This window comes from Erwinia rhapontici, from assembly GCF_020683125.1.
Classification (GTDB): Bacteria; Pseudomonadota; Gammaproteobacteria; order Enterobacterales; family Enterobacteriaceae; genus Erwinia; species Erwinia rhapontici.
This window is the reverse complement of the sequence record NZ_CP085627.1, coordinates 3,284,802-3,306,459: the sequence shown is the minus strand read 5'-3', so window position 1 is coordinate 3,306,459 and position 21,658 is coordinate 3,284,802. Positions and strand designations below refer to the sequence as shown.

22 protein-coding genes and 1 riboswitch are annotated in these 21,658 nt (G+C 55.5%); of the genes, 6 read left to right on the top strand and 16 right to left on the bottom strand.

The window, feature by feature from the left end:
- Positions 1 to 143 precede the first annotated feature (143 nt).
- Both wrbA and LJN55_RS15415 read right to left on the bottom strand, forming a co-directional pair.
- Entirely contained in the window at positions 144 to 740 is a 597-nt protein-coding gene (wrbA, locus tag LJN55_RS15420; protein ID WP_133841494.1) for an NAD(P)H:quinone oxidoreductase, read from the bottom strand.
- 114 nt (positions 741 to 854) lie between these two features.
- Complete coding sequence (locus LJN55_RS15415) at positions 855 to 1,739, bottom strand: pirin family protein (RefSeq protein WP_197931259.1); 885 nt, start codon at positions 1,737 to 1,739, stop codon at positions 855 to 857.
- 136 nt (positions 1,740 to 1,875) lie between these two features.
- Here LJN55_RS15415 and LJN55_RS15410 point away from each other — a divergent pair, with 136 nt between their 5' ends.
- On the top strand, positions 1,876 to 2,787 hold the full coding sequence (locus LJN55_RS15410) for a LysR family transcriptional regulator (protein ID WP_133841495.1): 912 nt from the start codon (positions 1,876 to 1,878) through the stop codon (positions 2,785 to 2,787).
- 19 nt (positions 2,788 to 2,806) lie between these two features.
- On the opposite strand, the gene LJN55_RS15405 is transcribed toward LJN55_RS15410, so the two are convergent.
- On the bottom strand, positions 2,807 to 3,130 hold the full coding sequence (locus LJN55_RS15405) for an AzlD domain-containing protein (RefSeq protein WP_133841496.1): 324 nt from the start codon (positions 3,128 to 3,130) through the stop codon (positions 2,807 to 2,809).
- A complete protein-coding gene (locus LJN55_RS15400) occupies positions 3,130 to 3,792 on the bottom strand; it encodes an AzlC family ABC transporter permease (protein WP_227534803.1) in 663 nt (220 codons plus the stop codon). The genes LJN55_RS15405 and LJN55_RS15400 overlap by 1 nt, the downstream gene beginning before the upstream one ends.
- Positions 3,793 to 3,895: 103 nt before the next feature.
- On the opposite strand from LJN55_RS15400, the gene LJN55_RS15395 reads away from it, so the two are divergent.
- The 5 genes from LJN55_RS15395 (at position 3,896) to fbaB (ending at position 8,540) form a co-directional block, all read left to right on the top strand.
- The gene (locus LJN55_RS15395) at positions 3,896 to 4,444 is read left to right on the top strand and encodes a helix-turn-helix domain-containing protein (protein ID WP_133841498.1); all 549 of its coding nucleotides are present in this window, start codon (positions 3,896 to 3,898) and stop codon (positions 4,442 to 4,444) included.
- Positions 4,445 to 4,721: 277 nt separating this feature from the next.
- Positions 4,722 to 5,504 (top strand): hypothetical protein, encoded by a 783-nt coding sequence (locus LJN55_RS15390; RefSeq protein ID WP_227534802.1) that lies wholly within the window; start codon positions 4,722 to 4,724, stop codon positions 5,502 to 5,504.
- Between the two features lie 111 nt (positions 5,505 to 5,615).
- Positions 5,616 to 5,712, top strand: a riboswitch (TPP riboswitch).
- Positions 5,713 to 5,746: 34 nt separating this feature from the next.
- A complete protein-coding gene (thiM, locus tag LJN55_RS15385) occupies positions 5,747 to 6,538 on the top strand; it encodes a hydroxyethylthiazole kinase (protein ID WP_227534801.1) in 792 nt (263 codons plus the stop codon).
- Positions 6,535 to 7,335 (top strand): bifunctional hydroxymethylpyrimidine kinase/phosphomethylpyrimidine kinase, encoded by an 801-nt coding sequence (thiD, locus tag LJN55_RS15380; RefSeq protein ID WP_227534800.1) that lies wholly within the window; start codon positions 6,535 to 6,537, stop codon positions 7,333 to 7,335. Before thiM ends, thiD begins: the two co-directional genes overlap by 4 nt.
- A 152-nt stretch (positions 7,336 to 7,487) precedes the next feature.
- Positions 7,488 to 8,540 (top strand): class I fructose-bisphosphate aldolase, encoded by a 1,053-nt coding sequence (gene fbaB / locus LJN55_RS15375; protein ID WP_133841502.1) that lies wholly within the window; start codon positions 7,488 to 7,490, stop codon positions 8,538 to 8,540.
- 59 nt (positions 8,541 to 8,599) lie between these two features.
- On the opposite strand, the gene LJN55_RS15370 is transcribed toward fbaB, so the two are convergent.
- From LJN55_RS15370 to mdtD, 12 genes are all read right to left on the bottom strand, one after another.
- Positions 8,600 to 9,286 carry a GntR family transcriptional regulator gene (locus tag LJN55_RS15370; RefSeq protein ID WP_227534799.1) on the bottom strand — a complete coding sequence of 229 codons (687 nt, stop codon included), beginning with the start codon at positions 9,284 to 9,286 and terminating at the stop codon, positions 8,600 to 8,602.
- A 92-nt stretch (positions 9,287 to 9,378) separates the two neighbouring features.
- A complete protein-coding gene (locus LJN55_RS15365; RefSeq protein WP_227534798.1) occupies positions 9,379 to 10,842 on the bottom strand; it encodes a mannitol dehydrogenase family protein in 1,464 nt (487 codons plus the stop codon).
- 47 nt (positions 10,843 to 10,889) lie between these two features.
- Complete coding sequence (locus tag LJN55_RS15360) at positions 10,890 to 12,173, bottom strand: MFS transporter (RefSeq protein WP_227534797.1); 1,284 nt, start codon at positions 12,171 to 12,173, stop codon at positions 10,890 to 10,892.
- A gap of 71 nt (positions 12,174 to 12,244) precedes the next feature.
- Positions 12,245 to 13,255 (bottom strand): Zn-dependent oxidoreductase, encoded by a 1,011-nt coding sequence (locus tag LJN55_RS15355; protein WP_227534796.1) that lies wholly within the window; start codon positions 13,253 to 13,255, stop codon positions 12,245 to 12,247.
- Between the two features lie 10 nt (positions 13,256 to 13,265).
- Positions 13,266 to 14,480: a D-mannonate dehydratase ManD gene (gene manD, locus LJN55_RS15350; RefSeq protein ID WP_133841507.1), complete on the bottom strand. Its 1,215-nt coding sequence runs from the start codon at positions 14,478 to 14,480 to the stop codon at positions 13,266 to 13,268.
- A 156-nt stretch (positions 14,481 to 14,636) separates the two neighbouring features.
- On the bottom strand, positions 14,637 to 14,810 hold the full coding sequence (locus LJN55_RS15345; RefSeq protein WP_159336322.1) for a hypothetical protein: 174 nt from the start codon (positions 14,808 to 14,810) through the stop codon (positions 14,637 to 14,639).
- Positions 14,779 to 15,234 (bottom strand): hypothetical protein, encoded by a 456-nt coding sequence (locus LJN55_RS15340; RefSeq protein WP_227534795.1) that lies wholly within the window; start codon positions 15,232 to 15,234, stop codon positions 14,779 to 14,781. The genes LJN55_RS15345 and LJN55_RS15340 overlap by 32 nt, the downstream gene beginning before the upstream one ends.
- A 184-nt stretch (positions 15,235 to 15,418) precedes the next feature.
- Positions 15,419 to 16,318 (bottom strand): lipid kinase YegS, encoded by a 900-nt coding sequence (yegS, locus tag LJN55_RS15335; RefSeq protein WP_133841509.1) that lies wholly within the window; start codon positions 16,316 to 16,318, stop codon positions 15,419 to 15,421.
- 274 nt (positions 16,319 to 16,592) lie between these two features.
- The gene (gene trhP / locus LJN55_RS15330; protein ID WP_159336324.1) at positions 16,593 to 17,975 is read right to left on the bottom strand and encodes a prephenate-dependent tRNA uridine(34) hydroxylase TrhP; all 1,383 of its coding nucleotides are present in this window, start codon (positions 17,973 to 17,975) and stop codon (positions 16,593 to 16,595) included.
- A 165-nt stretch (positions 17,976 to 18,140) separates the two neighbouring features.
- Entirely contained in the window at positions 18,141 to 18,848 is a 708-nt protein-coding gene (gene baeR, locus LJN55_RS15325) for an envelope stress response regulator BaeR (protein WP_159336325.1), read from the bottom strand.
- A 16-nt stretch (positions 18,849 to 18,864) separates the two neighbouring features.
- Positions 18,865 to 20,250: an envelope stress sensor histidine kinase BaeS gene (baeS, locus tag LJN55_RS15320; RefSeq protein WP_133841512.1), complete on the bottom strand. Its 1,386-nt coding sequence runs from the start codon at positions 20,248 to 20,250 to the stop codon at positions 18,865 to 18,867.
- Positions 20,250 to 21,656, bottom strand: coding sequence for a multidrug transporter subunit MdtD (mdtD, locus tag LJN55_RS15315; protein ID WP_133841513.1), 1,407 nt, complete (start codon positions 21,654 to 21,656; stop codon positions 20,250 to 20,252). Before mdtD ends, baeS begins: the two co-directional genes overlap by 1 nt.
- Positions 21,657 to 21,658: the final 2 nt, after the last annotated feature.

The window sequence follows — 21,658 nt, the reverse complement described above, 5'->3', positions numbered from 1 at the left end:
AAACGCCGGGTGGCAACGGCGCAGAGTGTAGCGTAAAAGCGCGTCGGTAGCAGCGAAAGGCATCAGGCAGGAGGAACGCATGAGAGAAGGGCGCAAAAAAAAGAGATGATGGGCTCATCTCTTTGCAGGGGACAGTGCGTTTTTTACTTCAATTTTGCCGCGATCGCCGCCACGTGTTGCCCCTGGTGTTTTGCTATAGCCAGTTCACGTTCGCTGGGTTGTCGCGACCCATCGCCACCCGCCAGTGTGGACGCGCCATAGGGTGTGCCGCCACGCACTTCTGAAATATCAAACAGTTCGGGGGTGCTGTATCCGATGGGGACAATAATCATCCCGTGATGCGCGAGGGTGGTCCAGGTCGAGGTAATGGTCATTTCCTGCCCACCGCCGGTGCCGGTAGAGGTAAACACACTGGCCACTTTGCCTACCAGAGCCCCCTTGGCCCACAGGCCGCCGGTCTGATCGAGGAAATTACGCATCTGCGCTGACATGTTGCCAAAGCGGGTGGGCGTGCCAAAAATAATCGCATCATAGTCAGCCAGTTCTGTCGGGCTGGCAATCTCGGCGGTCTGATCGGCTTTACCGCCGTACGCTTTGAACGCCTCGCTATCCATGGTCTCCGGCACGCGTTTGACGATGACCTCGGTGCCCGGCACGCTGGCTGCCCCTTCCGCAACGTGCTGCGCCATGGTTTCAATATGCCCATACATTGAATGGTAAAGAACTAAAATCTTTGACATTTTACTTTCCTTATTGGGATGGATGGCATTTTCTTTTGGTGCTAATAAACGTGAAATAAAACGACGTAATACAGACACTGATATCACCCCTGGTGAAGGCGTTGATAAGCCACATTATTTAAAAATAGGCATGGAGGTGGGCTGAGGTTGGCCCTCCATTTCCTCACGCAGGCGACGACCGATGTCGTTAATTCTAGCTTCGCCTGCGCGTAATGCCGCATCACTGGTGTGCACAGAATAATTCCCCAGTGAGAGGGACCACGGATGAGCAACAGCGGAACCGATCACGAAGCGCGTTTCGGCGTCTCCGGCGTGAAGGGTGACGGGTTGAGAACCGGCTGCGAAGATGACCATTTCACCTGTAGCGATCTTTTCAGGTGAAACCAGCGTGCCGCGACTGATACTGAGCCACAGGCTGGAGTGATTTTCCGGCGGAATATACTGCCAGGATGAGTGTGCGGGCAGGGTCACCAGCAGATAATTGATGCCCTCATGCGAGCGAACCGGGCTTTTTACGCCCTGATATTCACCCAGAATGACGTATGCCGGGCCGGTTTGCGGCATCGACTGCGCTTCAAGATACTGACTGTCAACGGGGCCATTTTCCAGTTCAGGTGGCAACGCCAGCCAGAGCTGAAATCCCTCAACATACTCAGAATCACCTGCCGACATTTCTTTGCCGTGCCAGACGCCGCCGCCTGCGCGCATCCATTCCACTCCCCCATAGCCAATCATGCCTTTACCCGAATCCGGATCGTCAAAGCGCAGATTGCCTTCCGTGATTACGGTGACAGTGGCAATACCAGAGTGCGGATGAAGCGGCATACGATCAATCATCGTGCGATCGCCGGTGAAGCGATCGAGGAAAACGAAAGGTCTGACGATCGTGCCATAGTCTGACGGGCTCATCAGACGGATAATGGGCCCCGTTCCTCTGCCGCGTGTCCGGTGTTCGATGTGGCGGGAAACGGGGTGTTCCTCGGGCGCTAACGGTGACATTTGACTTCCTCTGGTAAGCGGTGAACGCAAGGTTATTCCGCTGGAGTACATGATAGTGTTGTATCTTAACCATTCGAACACTGCTTGATTAGAGGGCGTAATATCATTGGACTCATCCATTTTTGGACGTAATAAGATGCTCGATCTGAACGACGTCGCGATCTTTATCCATATCGTTGAAACGGGAAGTTTCGCCGCTGCTGCGCGACGGCTGGGAGTGCCACCGAATACACTGAGTCGACGGATTAAGCTGCTGGAAGCGAGTCTGGCGGTGCGGTTATTTCATCGTTCCACCCGCAAACTGACCCTGACCGGTGCCGGTGAGCAGCTGTATGACCACAGTGCACAAAAAATCAGTGAGTTAAACGCCATCAGTACGCAGCTGGTCAGTGAGAATCAGGTGCCGATGGGACGGATAAAAGTCGCCGCGCCTGCTGACTTCTTCGATCTGTTTTTAATGGAGTGGGTGGCCGATTTTCTGGCGTTATATCCGCAGCTGCAGCTGGATTTTATTCTCAGTGATACACATGCGGATATGATCGGCGAGGGCATTGATGTCGCGTTTCGTGGTGGACGCTTAAAGGATTCCAGTCTGGTTGCCCGAAAAATCAGCACTGGCCGCCGTCTGATGGCCGCCAGCCAGCATTATCTGGATACCTTTGGTGTGCCTGACAGCATCGACGCGCTGCAGCATCATGCCTGTATCGGCCAGTCTGCATCCTCTTCACCGGCTATCTGGCATCTGGTGGGGCCGCAAGGTGCGGTCCAGGTTGAGGTGACTGGCCGTTTCTCCGCTAATACCGCACAGGCCCAGCTTAAAGCTGCGCTCAGCGGGCTGGGCATCTGTTTTTTACCTGAATCCCTGTTATACGACAGCCTGACCCGCCAACAGCTGGTCGCTGTGTTGCCTGATTATGGCCAGCTGAATAACGATTTGTCGATTGTCTATCCCAGCCGTCATTACATTCCGTTGGCGGTATCGACTTTTGTCGAACACACGGTGGCGCTGCTCAAGAAAACCATCGCTGATAAGCACAGCCGTTCATGATGTGATGCGGCTGCGAAGGCTATTGAACACCGGCGAGGCGCAGCAGGGCGGTGACTGCCGCTGCCGCCAGGATCACCCCAATCAGCGGCACTTTGCGCCAGGCCAGCAGGACGGCCACCGCCACCCCGGCGACACGTGCCGTCCCGGCAAAGTGATCACCTGCATAAAATGTGCTGCCCAGCGCCACCGCAAACAGCAGCGTAGTGGCCGCATCAGACAGCAACTTACGCGCGTTTTCAGACAGGGTCATGCGGTTACCCAGCGTGGCACCGGCAAAGCGCATCAGCCAGGTTCCCACGGCCAGAATCACGATCCCGCAGATAATCAGTGCGTTGTCCGCCATTATTTCCTCCTCGCCAGCAGTCCGGCCATTGAGAGCAATACCGGCAGCCCGATAGGCGTAAAGGGCACGGCCAGCAGTGAGATTACCGCCCCGCAGGCGGCGCGGATCAGCGTGGTGCGGGATTTCAGGGCGGGGATCACCAGCGCCAGTAAAATGGCCGGAAACACCGCATCCAGCCCAATCACCTGGGTATCAGGCAGCAGTGTGCCAATCACACTGCCCAACACCGCACCCAGCGGCCAGACCACGGCGACGCCGAGGCCACACAGCCAGAAGGCGGCTTTACGCTGCGCGTGCGTGGGCTGCGACAGGCCAAACACCACGCTTTCGTCATTCATAATATGGCAACCGAGCACGGCAGAGAGACGCGAACCTACCAGGTCACGTACGGCAATGCCAAAGGGGAAGTGCCGCGCATTGACCAGCAGCCCGGCCAGCGCAGCGGCCAGCGGATTGCCCCCGCCAGCGACGATGGCAATAAACATAAACTCTGAGGCACCGGCCAGCACAAACAGGCTGGAGAACAGCGGAACCCATAGCGGGAATCCATAAGCGGTCGCCAGCGAACCGTAGGAGATGCCCACAACGCCGACCGCCAGGCAGATCAGATAAATCGCTTTACGCGTGTCCGGGCTGAGTGATGAAAAATGCCGACTGAACATTATTTGTTTTCCATAACGAACGAAGTTGTCATTATAATGAACGCAGGTGCTTCTAAGATCAACACGAACGTTTCGTTCATTTTGGCGAACGATAAGGCGAAAGATGACACAGCCCATAGCGGTAATTGCGGAAAGTTTGATTCGGGAACGCACACAGGCCGGGCTTTCACTCGCCGAAGTGGCCCGAAGGGCGGGAATTGCAAAGTCGACGCTGTCGCAGCTGGAGGCGGGCAACGGTAACCCCAGCCTGGAGACGCTGTGGGCGCTGTGTGTGGCACTGAATATTCCCTTTGCCAAACTGCTGGAACCTGAAGGCAACAAAACCCAGATCATCCGGCGTGGCGAAGGGGCGAAAGTGGTGGCCGGAGAAGCGAACTATCAGGCCATTTTGCTGGCCAGCTGCCCACCGGGTGCGCGGCGCGATATCTATCTGTTAATGACCCAGCCGGGTGCTGACCGTCTGTCACAGCCGCATCCTGTTGGATCGGTTGAGCACATTATCGTCACCCAGGGGCGGGCGCTGGTCGGGCTTAAGGATGCCCCGGAAGAGCTAGCGCCAGGCGATTACATCTGCTATCCCGCCGATCGTGAGCATATCTTTAAAGCGCTGGAACCCGACACCCTGGCACTGCTGGTGGCAGAGCAGGGATAAAGGGAGGATGGGGACGGAAAACCGTCCCGTAATCGGGTTTTTATACCGTGTCGCTGAATAGCGGTTGACGGGGAGTTATGATTCTATCGAACCGATTTTTTGTTGAGACTATTCTTATCGTTAGCTAGAATGCGGCCTGAAAAAGTGAAGGTGTATTATCATTTCTACATAAAATGTGTATTTGCTTTTAATAAAGCAATCTGGGATTTAAATCAAAATCGGTCAGGTTGACGTTCAGAATGTGCTGGCCGAAATAAATTATAAAATGGAGTTAAGAATGAAAGGCATCAGTAAACTGGTCTGGGCAGGTCTCGCGCTGAATATCTGCTATCTCGGCGCGGCAGTCTATCTCACTACCCAGATAGAGGATGGTGAGTTAACTATTTTTGCACGCAATGCGATTGCTTTTTTACAGTACTTCTCCATCCCATTTTTAGTTTCTATTTTATTGCAGATCATCAGTTTGCCCCTTTTATTCAAAAGCCCAAAGTGGGGACTGGCGCTGGCTATCATTGGCTCGCTTATTATCCTGCCATTAAGTATGGTTTTCCTCGCCGGTTATATGTTTAGCTATGAAAAGCATTGCAACAAGGGCCTGGAAGTATTTTCACCCAATGAAAAAAACACACCTTCACGGGCTTTGATTTTTAAAACATCGATGTTCTATGTGCAGGGCGGGATTTCCCTTGCTATCGGATTGTTTATTCTGGCCGATGGTGTGAGCGTTGGCGGATTATTAGTCTGTACCGGGATCATTTTTATCTCAAATGCGATGCGTTTAAAGCAACGCGTGATGATTGGGGTGTCAGGCGATAAATTGATCCTGACCCCGGCGCTGTATGCTGAAACCTGTCTGATCCCGCTAACCGATGTCACGTTAATCAAAGAAAATAAAAATGTCTTCAAACTGCATATCCACTCTGCTGGTGTTGACAGGAAATGTAGCTTTAGTAAAAAAATGATCGCCGGAGAGAATGCTCAGGCAGACCTTGCGGAGATTTTGTCAACATTGCCAAAAGCGGACAGCGAGGCTGTGGCGGTGAGTGACAAGCCTGAATAACCTCCAGCCCGGGCGGCGGGAGACGTAAAAGCTTGTTTCTCTGCCATCTAACTGGCATGATTCTGAAGGGTGATTATCGCAATGGTAATTACAACACATTGATTTTACTATTTAAATGACTCGGGGTGCCCTTCTTCGTGAAGGCTGAGAAATACCCGTACCACCTGATCTGGATAATGCCAGCGTAGGGAAGTCAGATGCCCGACCGGCATCGCCTTCTTGATCGCCGGTTGGGAGCATATATGATCCAACCTGAACGCCTGAGCCACGCCGATGTGGCCCATTCCCTGACGCTGTTTCAACAGCAATCTCCCCTGATTCACTGTATGACCAATGATGTGGTGCAAACCTTTACCGCCAACGTGCTGCTGGCGCTGAGGGCTTCCCCGGCGATGGTGATCGATCAGGACGAAGCCGCGCAGTTCAGCGCCATTGCTGATGCCCTGCTGGTAAACGTTGGTACGCTGACCCATTCCCGCAGTGAAGCGATGCGGGCAGCGATCCATGCGGCCAGCGCTGCCGGACGACACTGGACATTAGATCCGGTGGCGGTAGGGGCGCTGGATTTCCGTACCACTTTCTGTCACCAACTCCTGTTACTCAAGCCCGCTGCGATCCGCGGCAATGCTTCGGAAATTATGGCACTGGCAAAACAGGCGGTCAGCGGACGGGGCGTAGATACTCAGCATGCGTCAACGGCGGCATTACAGGCAGCCGTTGTGCTGGCGACGGAAACGGGGGCGGTGGTGGCGGTTACCGGAGAAGTGGATTTTGTCACCGACGGTGTGCGCACCCTCAGCGTCAGCGGCGGTTCCCCACTGATGACGCGCGTGGTCGGCACCGGCTGTGCGTTGTCCGCCGTGGTCGCCGGATTTACCGCGCTGCCCGGCGATCGTCTGGTGCATGTCGCCAGCGCCTGCCACGTGGTGGCGCTGGCGGGAGAGCGAGCAGCGGCAGCGGCGCAGGGGCCGGGCAGCTTTATCCCCGCGTTCCTCGATGCACTGTATCAACTGAACCCGGAGGCACTGGTATGAAACGGATTAACGCCATGACCATTGCCGGAACTGACCCGAGCGGTGGCGCCGGGATCCAGGCCGATCTGAAAGCTTTCTCTGCACTGGGCGCCTATGGCACCAGCGTGATCACCGCGCTGGTGGCGCAGAACACCACGGGCGTGCAGTCGGTCTATCGCATTGACCCGGCATTCGTGGGCGCGCAGCTGGATTCGGTCCTGTCGGATGTGCGTATCGACACGATAAAAATCGGTATGCTGGCAGAAAGCGCCATCGTTGAGGTGGTTGCCGAACGGCTGAAAGAGACCCCGGTGCCCTGGGTGGTACTGGATACGGTGATGCTGGCAAAAAGCGGCGATCCGCTGCTCTCTGCTGAGGCGGTTGCCACCTTACGCGAGCGTCTGTTACCGCAGGTCTCCCTGATTACGCCCAATCTGCCAGAAGCCGCCGCGCTGCTGGCCTGCGATCCGGCACGCGATGAGGCCGAGATGCGTGAACAGGGCAGGGCGCTGCTGGCGCTGGGCTGTCAGGCGGTACTGATGAAGGGCGGCCATCTTAGCGAATCGGAAAGCCCGGACTGGCTGTTTACCCACCAACTTGAACAGCGGTTTACCGCGCCTCGCATTATGACGCGCAATACGCACGGTACGGGCTGTTCGCTGTCGGCGGCGCTGGCGGCACTGCGTCCGCGACACGATGATTGGGCTGCCACGGTTCAGGCGGCTAAATACTGGTTGCAGGGGGCGCTTGAGCAGGCAGACTCGCTGGAGGTCGGCCACGGGCATGGCCCGGTGCATCATTTTCATCAGTGGTGGTGACCACGATGGTCCGCGTTTTTTTGTGCGGATCGTTCTGAAAAATGGAGTCAGCAATTTGCCTTAATAACAGTTTTGGGTCCACCCTGTTGGGGTCAGGAAAACTGACCCGCGGGCCATCAAAATGGCCCTCACACATTTTAACAGGAGTTATCATGACGGACATCGTACAGTTATTGGGCAAAGAAGCGGATTCTCTTTTGCAACATCGCTGCATGACTATTCCAGCGGACAACCTCTATCTTCCAGGGGCGGATTATGTGGATCGGGTGATGGTCGATAACAATCGTCCCCCGGCAGTTTTACGCAATATGCAAACACTGTACAACACCGGACGTTTAGCCGGGACAGGTTACCTCTCTATCCTCCCCGTAGACCAGGGCGTCGAGCATTCGGCGGGCGCCTCTTTTGCTGCGAACCCGCTCTACTTCGATCCGAAAAATATTGTGGAGCTGGCGATTGAAGCGGGCTGTAACTGTGTGGCTTCCACGTATGGCGTACTGGCTTCTGTCTCACGGCGTTACGCACACCGCATCCCGTTTATGGTTAAGCTCAACCATAACGAGACGCTGAGCTATCCCACCCAGTATGACCAGACGCTGTATGCCAGCGTTGAGCAGGCGTTTAACCTCGGTGCTGTCGCCGTCGGGGCCACCATCTATTTCGGTTCAGAGCAGTCACGGCGTCAGATTGAAGAGATCTCTGCAGCCTTTGAACGCGCCCATGAACTGGGGATGGTCACCGTACTGTGGGCGTATCTGCGCAATAATGATTTCAAAAAAGACGGGGTGGATTACCATGCCAGCGCTGATTTGACAGGCCAGGCAAACCATCTGGCGGCCACCATTGGCGCGGATATTGTGAAACAGAAAATGGCGGAGAATAACGGCGGTTATAAAGCAGTGAAATTCGGCCATACCGATGAGCGCGTCTACAGCACACTGACTACAGATAACCCTATCGACCTGGTACGTTATCAACTGGCGAACTGCTATATGGGGCGCGCCGGGATGATCAACTCCGGCGGTGCGGCAGCAGGGGATACGGATATTGCTGAATCCGTACGTACGGCGGTGATCAATAAACGTGCAGGCGGCATGGGGCTGATTTTAGGGCGCAAGGCCTTTAAGAAATCGATGAAGGACGGCGTGGCGCTGATTAATTCAGTGCAGGATGTCTACCTCGCGAAAAACGTCACCATCGCCTGATTTATCGTAGGGGTCAGGCATGCCTGACCCTGTATCAACCGTGCCTTGTCCCGCCGGTTTCAGAATGGCTCAAACCACTCGCTGTTCTGCTCGGCAATCGGGGTAATAGAGAAAATCATCTCCTGCAAATGGCGGCGCAGCGCCTGTTCAGCGGCATCGGCATCTTTCGCACACAAGGCCAGGTAAATCTGGTGGTGCTGCTCAATCAGGCTCTCTGGCGGTGACACTTTACTTAACGTCAGAAAACGCACGCGGTCCATGGTGGCTTTAATATTTTCCACCGTCTCCCACGCCAGTTCACAGGCAATACTTTGCGCGATCAATCGGTGAAACTCATCGTCCAGCAAGAGAAACGATTGGCTGTCGTGGCGATCGGCGGCCAGCTTTTGTAATTGCAGATTATGCTCCAGCGCCGTCAGCCCGACAGGTGTGGCTTCTGCAGCCGCACGGCGTACCACTGCAACTTCAACAGCTTCACGTATAAAGCGACCATCGGCAACGCGCTGTGCGGAGATTTTACGCACGAAGGTGCCGCGCTGCGGAAGGACCTGCACCAGGCCCGCTTCTGCCAGTTTGATAAAGGCTTCACGAACCGGCTGACGCGATACGTTAAAGCGCGTGGACACCTCTTTTTCCGACAGCAGTGAGCCGGGATGGATCGCACAGGTGACGATATCCTGACGCAGGAATCGATAAATCTGCTGGTTGACCGGCTCACTGGCGGTGATGGTATAAACTGTCGACATTCGGCAACGTCCCTTTAGCGGCGGGTCAACAGCCTGCCCGCCTATGGCGTGAAAGCCTTCAGTCTAATCAGGCAGGCGCATCAGCGCCAGAGTTAAACGCGGGCAACCAGTTGATGCACCGTTTGTTTCGCTCCCTGGCTCAACAGCAGACGGTAAAAATGGTTAACCTGGTGGACAAACTGCGGGTTACCGGACAAATCCTCACCAAAGACATGTTTCAGACCCAGCAAGGCGGCCACGCGGGGTTCTCCTTCGGCACTTTCCGCGACCCTTTTTGCCAGCTCGGCACTAAGGGGATCGTTGATCACCATCGGCTGACCCTGCTCATCGTAACCGCTGACATAGCGGATCCATCCTGCCACGCCAAGTGCCAGTAAATCGAAATTGCTGTCATGCGCGAGGTGCCAGCGGATGCTGTCCAGCCAGCGCTGGGGCAGTTTCTGGCTGCCATCATTGGCGATCTGCGCGGTGCGGTGCCTGATAGCACGGTTGCTGTAACGCGCAATCAGCGAGTCGGCGTAGGCCGTCAGATCAACGTCCGTTGTGCGTAGCGTCGGAGCCTGCTGTTCGAGCATCAGCTGGCGCGCCGCCTGTTTGAAATGAACATCTGTCATACAGTCGCTGATGTGCTGATACCCGGCGAGGTTACCCAGGTAGGCAAGGAACGAGTGGCTGCCATTCAGCATACGCAGCTTCATCTCTTCAAAGGGCAGCACGTCAGCCACCAGTTCCGCTCCGGCCAGTTCCCACGCCGGGCGGCCGCTGACAAAGTTATCTTCGATAACCCACTGGAAGAACGGCTCACAGGCCACCGCCACCGGATCCTCACAGCCCAGTTTTTCACGCAAGGCGCGGTGGGTTTCATCGGTCATCGCCGGAACAATACGGTCTACCATGGTGGACGGGAAGGTCAGCGTTTTTGCGATCCAGTCGGCCAGTTCCGGCGCCTGCTGGCGTGCCAGCGCGGTGATTACGTTGCGGGTGACATGGCCGTTTTCCGGCATATTATCGCAGGACATCACGCTGAAAGGTGCCAGCCCTCGTTCACGACGTCGACGAATGGCCGCGAGAATAATGCCCGGCAACGACTGCGGCGCATCGGGATTTTCCAGATCATGACGGATCGCCGGATGGTCAAGATTTAACTCACCGCTGGCCGGATAATGGCAGTAGCCTTTTTCCGTGACCGTCATGGAGACAATAGCGACGTCGGGCTGGCTCAGCGCGTCCAGCACCGCCTCAATACCGTCGGACTGGCCGTGCAGGGCAGCGGTCACCACGCCTATCACGCGCAGATTGAGCTGGTCATCGGCCATTTCGGCCACGGTGTAGCAGAGTTGCTGCTGACGCAGGGCGGTGATCAATTCGCCGCTGTTTAGATTGATTTCGCAATATCCCCAGTCGCTGCCCTGTTCGGCGGCAAGCCGATCGCTACAGACGGCCTGGTGAGCACGGTGGAAAGCACCAAAGCCAATATGGACCATGCGGGTCCGTAGCGCGTGACGGTCGTACTGGGGGCGCTGTACGCCGGGTGGCAATGTATCGGGCGATAACATAATGCATCCTTACAGAGAAACGGGTGGGGCAAGCCCACCCGCGCTAATCAGACGGACACCGGAGTATCCAGTTTCTTCGGCGGTTTAATCACAAACAGCACCAGGAACGCGCCCAGCGCGGCCACCACGCCCGCCAGCACAAAGGCGCTGTCGAACTTGCCGGTATGCTGCACGATATAGCCGGTGACAATCGGCCCGACAATTCCGGAAAGGCTGCCGATCAGGTGAATAAATCCGCTGATACTGCCGACGCGGCTTTTATGCACCACATCCTGAATAATCGCCCAGTAAATTGCCCCGGTGATGTAGAGGAAGAAGATAGAGACAGACATCAGGCCGACGGCCGATGTGACCTCTTTTACCGTACCTGCAAAGCCGACACAAATTGCAGCGGCCATTAACGAGACCACCAGCACGATTTTGCGTGAAAGCAGTAGCTTGCCGGTCACTTTGAAAATTTTGTCCGAAATAATCCCCCCGAGCGCCAGACCGACGAAGCCGACGATCCATGGGATCATGGTGGTAATACTCATCGCTTTAATATCCAGCCCGTGCGCCTGGACCAGATAGGCCGGGAACCAGCTGAGGAAAAAGAACAAGATGTAGTTGTAGCAGAAGAAAGCGAATGCCGTGACCAGGATAATCGGCTGACGCAGATAGTAGCCTAAGCCGTGCTGTGACTGAGACAGTTCCTCTTCAGGACTCAGTTGCTCGTCTTTCATCTGCGCAATCAGTGCACGTTCACGTTCGCTGATTAATTTGCTTTTCAGTGGATTGTCAGCGGCAATAAAGAACCACACGACCATCCAGATGATGCCAATCGAGCAGATAATGGCGAAGGCCGGACGCCAGCCGAAGGCAAGGGCCAGGTAGCCGATGATCGGCCCGGCGACTGCGCCGCCAAGGGGCGAACCGGCGCTTAGCAAGCCCATCGCCGTGGCGGCCTGTTTTTTCGGGAACCAGCCGTTAATCGCTTTATTCGCCGAGGCACAGATCGGCCCCTCTGCCATGCCGAACAGCACGCGCAGGATTAACATTGACCAGAAACCGGTGGCCAGGGCGGTAAAGCCGCAGAACAGTGACCACATCCCGACGGCAACGCCGAGGGTGATCGTCGGGCCGAACTTATCGGTCGCGAGGCCACCGACAAAGTTGAAGATGGCATAGCCGAAGAAGAAGCTGCCGAAAATCAGGCCAAACTCTTCCGCATTCAGCATCAGATCTTTTTCAATCATTGGCACGGTCAGGGACAGCGCCACCCGGTCAAGGTAGTTAATCATGTAAACAAGGAACAGCAGTAATACGATGGTCCAGCGCAGGTTCTTAAACATGGTAATAACTCCGCGTTCTATTTGTCATTGTAGGGTAGAGGTGATGGCCGGGCGTCACCCCGGCTTTAGGGTTAATGCATGCTGATGATCACCTTGCAGCAGCTGCGCGGGTCCTTCTCGAACAGTGTCATGGCCTGTTCAATCTGGCTCAGGGGCAAGGTATGGGTCACCAGTTTTTCTGGCTGAATCAGCCCCTGCTCCATCCACGCGATAACTTGGGGGAAGCGGTGACTGTTCAGCCGTGATGTAAACAACGACAGCTCTTTGCTGGTCAGGCTTTGCTGCGTCAGGGTGCAGGGGGCGCCAGAGAAGCCCAGCAGGCCAATGCGCCCGGCCGGAGAGGCCAGTGCGGCGGCTTCGGACAGAATTGTCGGATGGCAGGCCGCATCAATAATCAGCGTGGGCTGTACGCCGTTAAGCTGTTCTGCCAGCGGCGTGGTGCTGTTGTTCAGTGCCTGGTCCGCACCATTTTCCCGTGCCATCGTCAGGCGCTCTTCCAGACGGTCAGCAACAATCACCGTCTTGACCTTGTAGACGCCTTTCAGCACCTGAATCGCGGTCAGCCCCATTGGCCCGGCACCGTAAATCAGTGCCACATCATCGGGAACCGGCTTGAGGAACGCGCTGATATTGGCCGCAATGGTAAACGGCTCGACCAGGCTGGCCAGCGTGTCCGGTATCGCCTCCGGCAGCACATAAGCATTCGCCGCTGGCGCAATCGCATACTCACTGAAACCGCCATCGCGATGCACGCCGATGACCTGCAATTCGCTACAGACATTCGGTCGACCGATTGAGCAGGGATAGCAGTGGCCACAGCTGACAACCGGATCGACCGCCACGCGCTCACCGACGCGCGCACTGTCCACACCGCTGCCAGTGGCATCAATCAGACCGAAAAACTCATGACCGATCACACGCGGATAGCGAGCGAACGGGTTGTGGCCGTGCCAGATATGCACATCCGACCCACAGATACTGGCGTACTTCACTTTAACCCGTACTTCACCGGCAGCCGGTTCCGGCAGGGGACGATCCTGCAACTGCAACTCGCCCGGACGTTCAATCACCACGCTTTTCATGTTGTGCTCCTTACCAGTTCCACAAGGTGCCGTCTTCCAGACGGGCCACAGGCAGATAGGCGGGTTCATAGGGGTATTTCGCTGCCAGTTTTTCGTCGAACTCAATACCCAGTCCTGGTTTATCGCCCGGATGCATATAACCGTTATCGAAGCGCCAGCTGTTCGGGAAGACTTCCAGCATTTGCTCGGAGTAGCCCATGTATTCCTGCACGCCGAAGTTCGGCACCCACAGGTCAAAGTGCAGCGCTGCCGCCATGCAAATCGGTGACAGATCGGACGGCCCGTGCGATCCGGTTCGTACCTGATACAGCGAGGCGAAATCTGCGATGCGGCGCATACCGGTAATGCCACCTGCGTGGGTGATGGTGGTGCGGATATAATCGATAAGCTGCTCTTCGATCAGCTGTTTGCAGTCCCAGATACTGTTGAACACTTCGCCCACGGCAATCGGCGTTACGGTGTGCTGACGGATCAGGCGGAAGCTTTCCTGATTTTCAGCCGGTGTTGGGTCTTCCATCCAGAACAGGCGATAGTCTTCGATGCTTTTGCCGAAGCGGGCCGCTTCGATAGGGGTCAGGCGGTGGTGCATGTCGTGCAGCAGGTGCTCGTCAAAGCCGAATTTATCGCGAATAGCCTCAAACAGTTTCGGGGTGAAATCGAGGTACTTCTCGGTTGACCACAGCTGCTCTTCCGGGCGTGCGCCTTTGGTCGCGGGTTCGTAGGCTTCACCTTTGCCTTTTGCCATTCCGTAGGTGGTTTTCATTCCCGGTACGCCGCACTGAGCGCGAATGGCTTTGAAGCCCAGCTCCTTATGCTTCGCATAGTCGTCCATCACTTCGTCGATGCTGTGCCCGGTGGTGTGGCAGTAGACCATCACACCCGTGCGCGAAGCGCCACCCAGCAGTTGATAGACCGGCATATTGGCCGCTTTGCCTTTAATGTCCCATAGCGCCTGGTCTACAGCAGAGATGGCCGACATGGTGACCGGGCCACGACGCCAGTAGGCACCCTTGTAGAAGAACTGCCAGATATCTTCGATCTGATGGGCATCGCGGCCAATCAGCTGCGGGCAAACGTGATCTTTCAGGTAAGACGCCACCGGCAGCTCGCGGCCGTTCAACGTGGCATCACCAATACCGGTCAGTCCCTGGTCGGTGGTGATTTTTACGGTGACAAAGTTTCTGCCCGGGCAGGTGACAAACACTTCTGCGTTAACAATTTTCATTCTGAACCGCCTTGTACGTCAACAATGGTGAAAAAATACGCTTATAACGTACTACCATACAAGTTGTGCGTGTGGGATTCGCGAGAGGGATCACATTTCGTCGGTGCAGCAGGAGGGGGAAAAAAGCGCCCAGGGGCGCTTTTAGTGAGTGTGGTATTAACGCACAGGCGACGATTCAGCCTGAGTGGTGGCCTGTTTTCTCTCAACAGCTTTTATCGCATCTACCGCCTCTCCGACTTCGCGCATTCTCTGACCCAGTTTATCCACTGCTTTTTGTAGAGCGATTTGCTGTTCTTGTTCATAGATAGCATCGCGGCGTTCGTATGACATATCCCCTCCTGTTGGGTTGAAAACCTGACTCAAGTGTATTTCCTGTTACAAAATGCTTTTTGACGATACGCTGATATATTTTGCATAGCTTGTCATTAACAGCAAGAAAGAGATACATACCAGCATGGTACTGAATATAGTGTTCAATAAGTGCTCTTTCGACATGGCGGATAACATGTATAGACGAAATATTTCCACGCGGAGGATGAAAGCATGTTGAGTTTTTTACGCGATTATCACGAGTATCAAAAGAAACTTCATAAGCGCCATTGTGGCTCAAGGTAAAGCCTGCTTGTAAGTGGATACCTGAATCACTTTGTTGAGTAATCTGCTGAATAACCAACTCATATTCTACATCTTTTGATGTAAAATCATTAAAGTAGGTAACTCTGTTGGTGTAAAGATAGAATGGCCTGAATTCCATTTCCGTCATCTCCTTATTTATCCGCAACAAAAATAAAGACATCTGTTATTACAGGGGATAATAACGATAACGTTTAATGGTTTGCTCTAATCAGGTCTGCTTATTCATTATTCTGGAGCTGCGCCGCAAAAATTCACCCTGACGTTAATAACGACAGGGTGAGCAGAACATTGCGCAGAGAATATTACATCAGTAATTCACAGGAGGGTGGCAGGCGGCATTCCAGTGCATCCGGCATCACCTCAATGCGAAATTCTGTCCCGCTCAGGGGTTCGCCATCGAGATTAAAGGTCATCTCATTCGGCGCACGAATGGTCAGCCATGGCAGTGAGGCGGTGATCAGATTAGGATTTTCTTCGTTACTGGTTAACTTATGCACCAGCGTGGGCAACAGCTCCTGCGAGGTGGCGATACTCAACTCCAGTTTGCCATCGTTAATCAGCGCCGTTGGGCACAGACGCTGACCGCCACCCGCCTGACGACCATTCCCAATACCAATCACCAGCGCATCGCCCTGCCAGTGAAAATCCGGGCCTTCCAGCGTACAACTGTCGGCTTTCAGGGTATCCATGCGCATCAGCCCATGAATAAAGTAGGACACGCCCCCCAGGGCAGATTTCAGTTTTTCCGGGGTTTCGGTGGTAATCCGCGTTCCGAACCCGCCAGTGGCCATATTGATGAAGTAGTGATCATCATTCACCCGCGCGAGGTCAATGGCCGTGGCTTTCCCGAGAATCGCCAGACGCAGTGCGTTTTCCATCTCCAGCGGGATACCTGCGCTGGTGGCAAAGTCATTGGCGGTGCCCAGCGGCACCAGGCCCAGCACCGGACGGCGCTCAGGCGATAATCCGGCGAGCGCAGTCGCCACTTCGTTAATGGTGCCATCGCCGCCAGCGGCAATGACGGTTTCAGCCTGCAATGCTACCGCTTCGCGCACGTAGCGCTCGCCGTCACCGTGCTCCCAGGTCACCCGCACTTCCAGCGGGAATCCCTCATTGCGCAGTGTCGCTATGGCCTCACGCAGCGCTTCATTGCCTGCGCTTTTACCATTTAAGATTGCCAGCGTAAGTGAATGTTTTTCCATTTTTAATCCCTGAAGGCATTTGCGGTTTGCATCAACATATAGCATACCCTGCCACAGAGGGTTACCTCAGGTCGAAAAAGCGCGGAGTTTTCTGAAAAAAACGCGGGGGCTGAAAAAAGAAATGGCCCGCACGGGGGAGCCGTGTGGGCCGAATAAGGTGGTTCTGGACACCAGGGTCCAGATAACATGCTATTTGGATTTGTTCGTTAGGAGCGGGAGCATCATAACGATGATTGCCATGCGGTAATGTGATCGCATTCTAAGATCAGTAACATCATGTAACTTCTTTCGCAGTTTCCACCGCATGAGGATTGCGGGTGGTGGTGCCTGCGAGATTACGCATCAGCAGGGCATACTGAAGATCCATTTCCTCCGGCAGCGGCAGCCACACCAGATGGCCGTTGCCCGGTGCCACATCAATCGGCTGTGCTTTGCCATTTTCCATCTGCGTCAGGGTGAAGTTGATATTTCCCGCCGGGGACATCAGTTCCAGACTGTCGCCCACGCTAAATTTGTTCTTCACATCCACTTGCGCCAGGGCGCCACGGCGCTCACCTGTAAATTCACCGACAAACTGCTGACGGTCTGAGACCGAGTAGCCAGCATCATAGCTCTGATAGCTGTCATGCGTATGGCGGCGCAGGAAGCCTTCGGTATAACCACGATGTGCCAGCCCTTCCAGGGTTTCCAGCAGGGCAGGGTCAAAGGGCTTCCCGGCGGCAGCATCGTCAATAGCGCGCCGATATACCTGAGCGGTGCGTGCGCAGTAATAAAAGGATTTGGTGCGTCCTTCGATTTTCAGCGAGTGGATGCCCATCTGCGTCAGACGCTCAACGTGCGCCACGGCGCGCAGATCTTTCGAATTCATAATGTAAGTGCCGTGTTCATCTTCGAAGGCGGTCATATACTCACCCGGGCGCATGGCCTCTTCGATCATAAACACTTTATCCGTTGGCTGCCCGGCGCCCAGCGTGGGCTCGACATTCTGTACGGCAATCGGCGCCTGGCGATGCACGATATTGCCAATCGCATCCTCTTTGCCTTCCTGGACGTTATATTCCCAACGGCAGGCATTGGTGCAGGTGCCCTGATTCGGGTCGCGTTTGTTGATGTAGCCGGAAAGCAGGCAGCGGCCGGAGTAGGCCATGCAGAGTGCGCCGTGGACGAAAATTTCCAGCTCCATCTCTGGCACCTGCTGACGAATCTCACCGATCTCTTCCAGAGACAGCTCGCGTGACAGAATCACCCTTGTCAGCCCCATCTGTTGCCAGAATTTCACCGTCGCCCAGTTGACGGCGTTCGCCTGCACTGACAGATGAATATCCATCTGTGGAAACGCTTCGCGCACCAGCATGATCAGCCCGGGATCGGACATGATCAGCGCATCTGGCTGCATATCAATCACCGGTTTCAGGTCACGAATAAAGGTTTTCAGCTTGGCGTTATGCGGGGCAATATTCACCACCACGTAGAATTTTTTGCCAAGCGCATGGGCTTCATTAATGCCCGTGGCCAGATTCTCATGGTTGAATTCGTTATTGCGCACGCGCAGGCTGTAACGAGGCTGACCGGCATACACGGCATCTGCGCCATACGCAAAAGCGTAACGCATATTTTTCAGTGTCCCGGCCGGAGAAAGCAGTTCCGGTTTTTTCATAATGTCTCAGTCTGATGTCAGGTCAGATATTGCGGTGATAGCGGTTTCTGTGCGGCATGGGTCAGGCATGCCTGACCCCTACAAATGACGCAGGGGCGAGGCATGCCTCGCCCGGTATGTTGTCTGGCGGGGATTGTAAGGCGGTGATTGTTTGGGGAAATTGATCTACATCAAACGACAGATATCTGCTTCCCAGCGATATCCCATGCCATAGACTGCACGGATAAATGGCTGGTCGGCATCCAGCAATTCCAGTTTGCGGCGCAGGTTCTTAATATGGCTGTCGATAGTACGGTCAGTGACCACGCGATAGTCGTCATAGAGATGATTTAGCAACTGCTCGCGTGAGAACACTTTGCCCGGCTCCTGAGCCAGGGTTTTCAACAGACGGAACTCAGCGGGCGTCAGATCGAGGGGTTTATCGTCCCAGCTTGCCTGGAAACGGTTTTCATCCACCTTCAGCAGCGACACCTGACGGGCTTCTTCCGGGGTGCGCTGACAGCGTTTAAGAATGGTTTTGACACGCGCCACCACTTCACGCGGGCTGAAAGGCTTACAGATGTAGTCATCGGCGCCAATTTCCAGACCGAGCAGGCGGTCAATCTCTTCAATCTTTGCCGTCACCATCACCACGGGTAGGTCGGAGAAACCGCGCAGTTCGCGGCACACCGATAAACCGTCCAGCCCCGGCAGCATCAGATCCAGCAGTACCAGGTCCGGTGAATGCTGTTTTACCCATCCCAGCACTTCATCACCGCGCAGCAGATGATGGGTACGAAAGTTAGCGGCCTGCAGGTAATCGATCATCAGTTGGCCGAGTTTGGGTTCGTCTTCAACGATTAAAATCAGCGGAGCGGGCGTGTCGAGCGTCATAGTATGGTCGCCATGGTCAGTGAGTCTTATACGGCAAGTGTACCGTAATTCGCACGCCACCGGCATCGGAGTGCTCCGCAACAATGGTGCCGTCATGCGCTTCGACAATATTATGGCAGATAGCCAGCCCCAATCCTGAGCCCCCGCTGGCCCGGTTACGTGAACCTTCAGCACGGAAGAAACGCTCAAAAATCTGCGTCCGCTGTTCATCGCTGATACCGGGGGCGCTGTCATCGAAGTGCAGCACATTGGCATTGGCACGTTGTTGCAGCGTGATATGAAGACTGCCGCCGGGATCGGTATAGCGCAGGCTGTTTTCCATCAGGTTGGTGAACAGTTGCATCAGACGATCCGGGTCGCCAAACTGAGGTGCCTGGTCGGGTAACGTCAGCGTCAGATTCAGCGGATGCTGTTCAAAACGATGGCGGAAATTGCCGGAGACCAGTTCGAGCAGCGGGACGAGATCGGTCTGGCTTTTACGATAGGCCAGAGCCCCTTCATCTGACAGTGATAACTGATGAACATCGTCCACCAGCTTGGTCAGCGTGGCGACCTCGCCCTGTAAGGACACAATCGATTCCGGGGTCAGTTTCCGCACCCCGTCCTGAATCGCTTCCAGTTCACCGCGCAGGATAGCCAGCGGCGTGCGCAGCTCGTGGGAGATATCGGCCATAAACGCACGGCGCATTTTTTCGTTTTTCTCCAGCGTGTTGGCGAGGCGGTTAAAGTCCTGCGCCAGCCTGCCCAGCTCATCGCGGCTGGAGGCCTGCACCCGGCTGGTAAAATTCCCTGTCGCGAGGTGATGGGTGCCTTCCACCAGACGTTTTACCGGCGCCAGCAGCCCGCGTGACAGCAGCCAGGTAACGGCTGCGGCCAGCAGCATCGTCAGGCCGACGATCATCCAACTGGTACGATTCTGCTGCCGATCGAAATTAATGTCGGCGCTGCGCGTCAGGCGTTCAGAGGGGGAGCCAATCACCCAGCCGACCACTTTACCATTGCTGGTGGTAATACTGCGGCGGGAGCCTTCCTGCGGTACCGGTGCGCGTGGGCCAATCATCACATGATACTGCTGGTCGATAATCCAGAACTGTGTACGCCAGCCGTGAGGCGGAAGCTGATTGTTGGCATCCGGGTTCTGCTCCAGCGAGCGCAGAATATTGAACACCAGCTTGTTGTTATTACGCAGGAAATCCCAGTTGCCATGCTGCTCATACTGGTCTGCCAGCGCATCGCTGAGCAGCGTGAGCCGCTGCTCATTGCCACGTTTGATATAGTCGATAAAACCGTGTTCGAAGCTCAGACGAACGCCCCAGTGCATGGTGATCAACACCAGCATGCAGGTGGAGAAGATTGCCGCGAAAAGCTTGGCAGTGATGCCGATACGTAATTTTGCCAGCATTAAGGCTTTCTCCTGCGCGCCGGAAGCGTATTAGGGGACGTCTCTTTGGGGACACGCCAGAAAACAAAGACCGGCAGGGCAATGATCAGTGCCATACACAGCCAGGTATAGATAAACGTCTCTGCGATTTGCGGGCTGCCGCTCGCGGCCTCGTGGCCGAAGGTGCCCAACAGCAGCCCGGCCACGGTCACGCCGATACTCATCGACAGCTGCATCACCATCGACAGCAGGCTGTTACCGCTGCTGGCAAGCTCGTCAGGCAGCTCTTTCAGCGTCAGTGTATTCATGGCTGAGAAGCGAATGGCGTTGACCATCCCTTGTAAAAACAGCACCACGGGCAGCAGGGCATGCCAGCCCATCAGCGCCACGGCAGGGAACAAGAGCACCACCAGCGCCAGTGCCAGTGTCGACCCCATCAACACATGGCGGTAGCCAAAGCGGTTAACGATCTGCACCACAATGCGCTTCATTCCCATATTGCCCAGCACCATCGGGATCATCATTAATCCCGCGTGCAGCGGGCTGTAACCCATGCCGATTTGCAGAAAAATGGGCGTCATAAACGGCAGCATGCCACTGCCGATACGTCCGGTCAGGCTGCCAATCAGGCCAATAGAATAGATGCGATTGTCGAACAGTTTCAGGCTGAACAGTGCGCCATCGTTGTGACGGGCATGCAGCAGATAAAACAGCAGGCTGAAGACGCCGCAGAGGATCAGCAGACACAGCAGCAGGGGGGAGAGACCGGAGCCGCGCTGGCCGTCCAGCGCCAGCGTTAGCGTGGCCATACCGGCTGCCAGCAGCAGATAGCCGGTAAAATCGAAGCGTCGGGTTTGCAGGGTAAAGTTTGACATCAACGTGAGCGTGGCAATCGCCCCGATAATCCCCACCGGGATGTTGATCAGGAAAATCCAGTGCCAGCTGGCGTACTCGACCAGCACACCGCCCAACGCCGGGCCGAGCAGCGGGCCAATTTGTCCCGGCAGGGTGACGAAGGTCATTGCGGCCATATAGTCGGCACGCGGCACCAGCTTCATCACCGTTAAGCGGCCCACCGGTACCATCATTGCCCCTCCGATGCCCTGTAACACGCGTGAGAGAATCAGCTGGTCCAGCGTGGTGGAGAGCGCACAGCAGAGCGAGCCCGCACTGAACAGCACAATGGCGCTGAAGAACACATTTCGCACCCCGAAGCGGTCTGCCAGCCAGCCGCTGATCGGCAGCATCACCGCCACCGTCAGCACGTAGGAGACAATCACCGAATGCATATTCAGCGGGCTTTGATGCAGGCTGGCCGCCATCGAGGGCAGCGCCGTATTGACGATGGTGGTATCCAGCGTCTGCATAAAGAAGCCGAAGGCCACTATCCACAATTGCCAGCGTACGGAGGCAGGAGGTGCGTTCATGG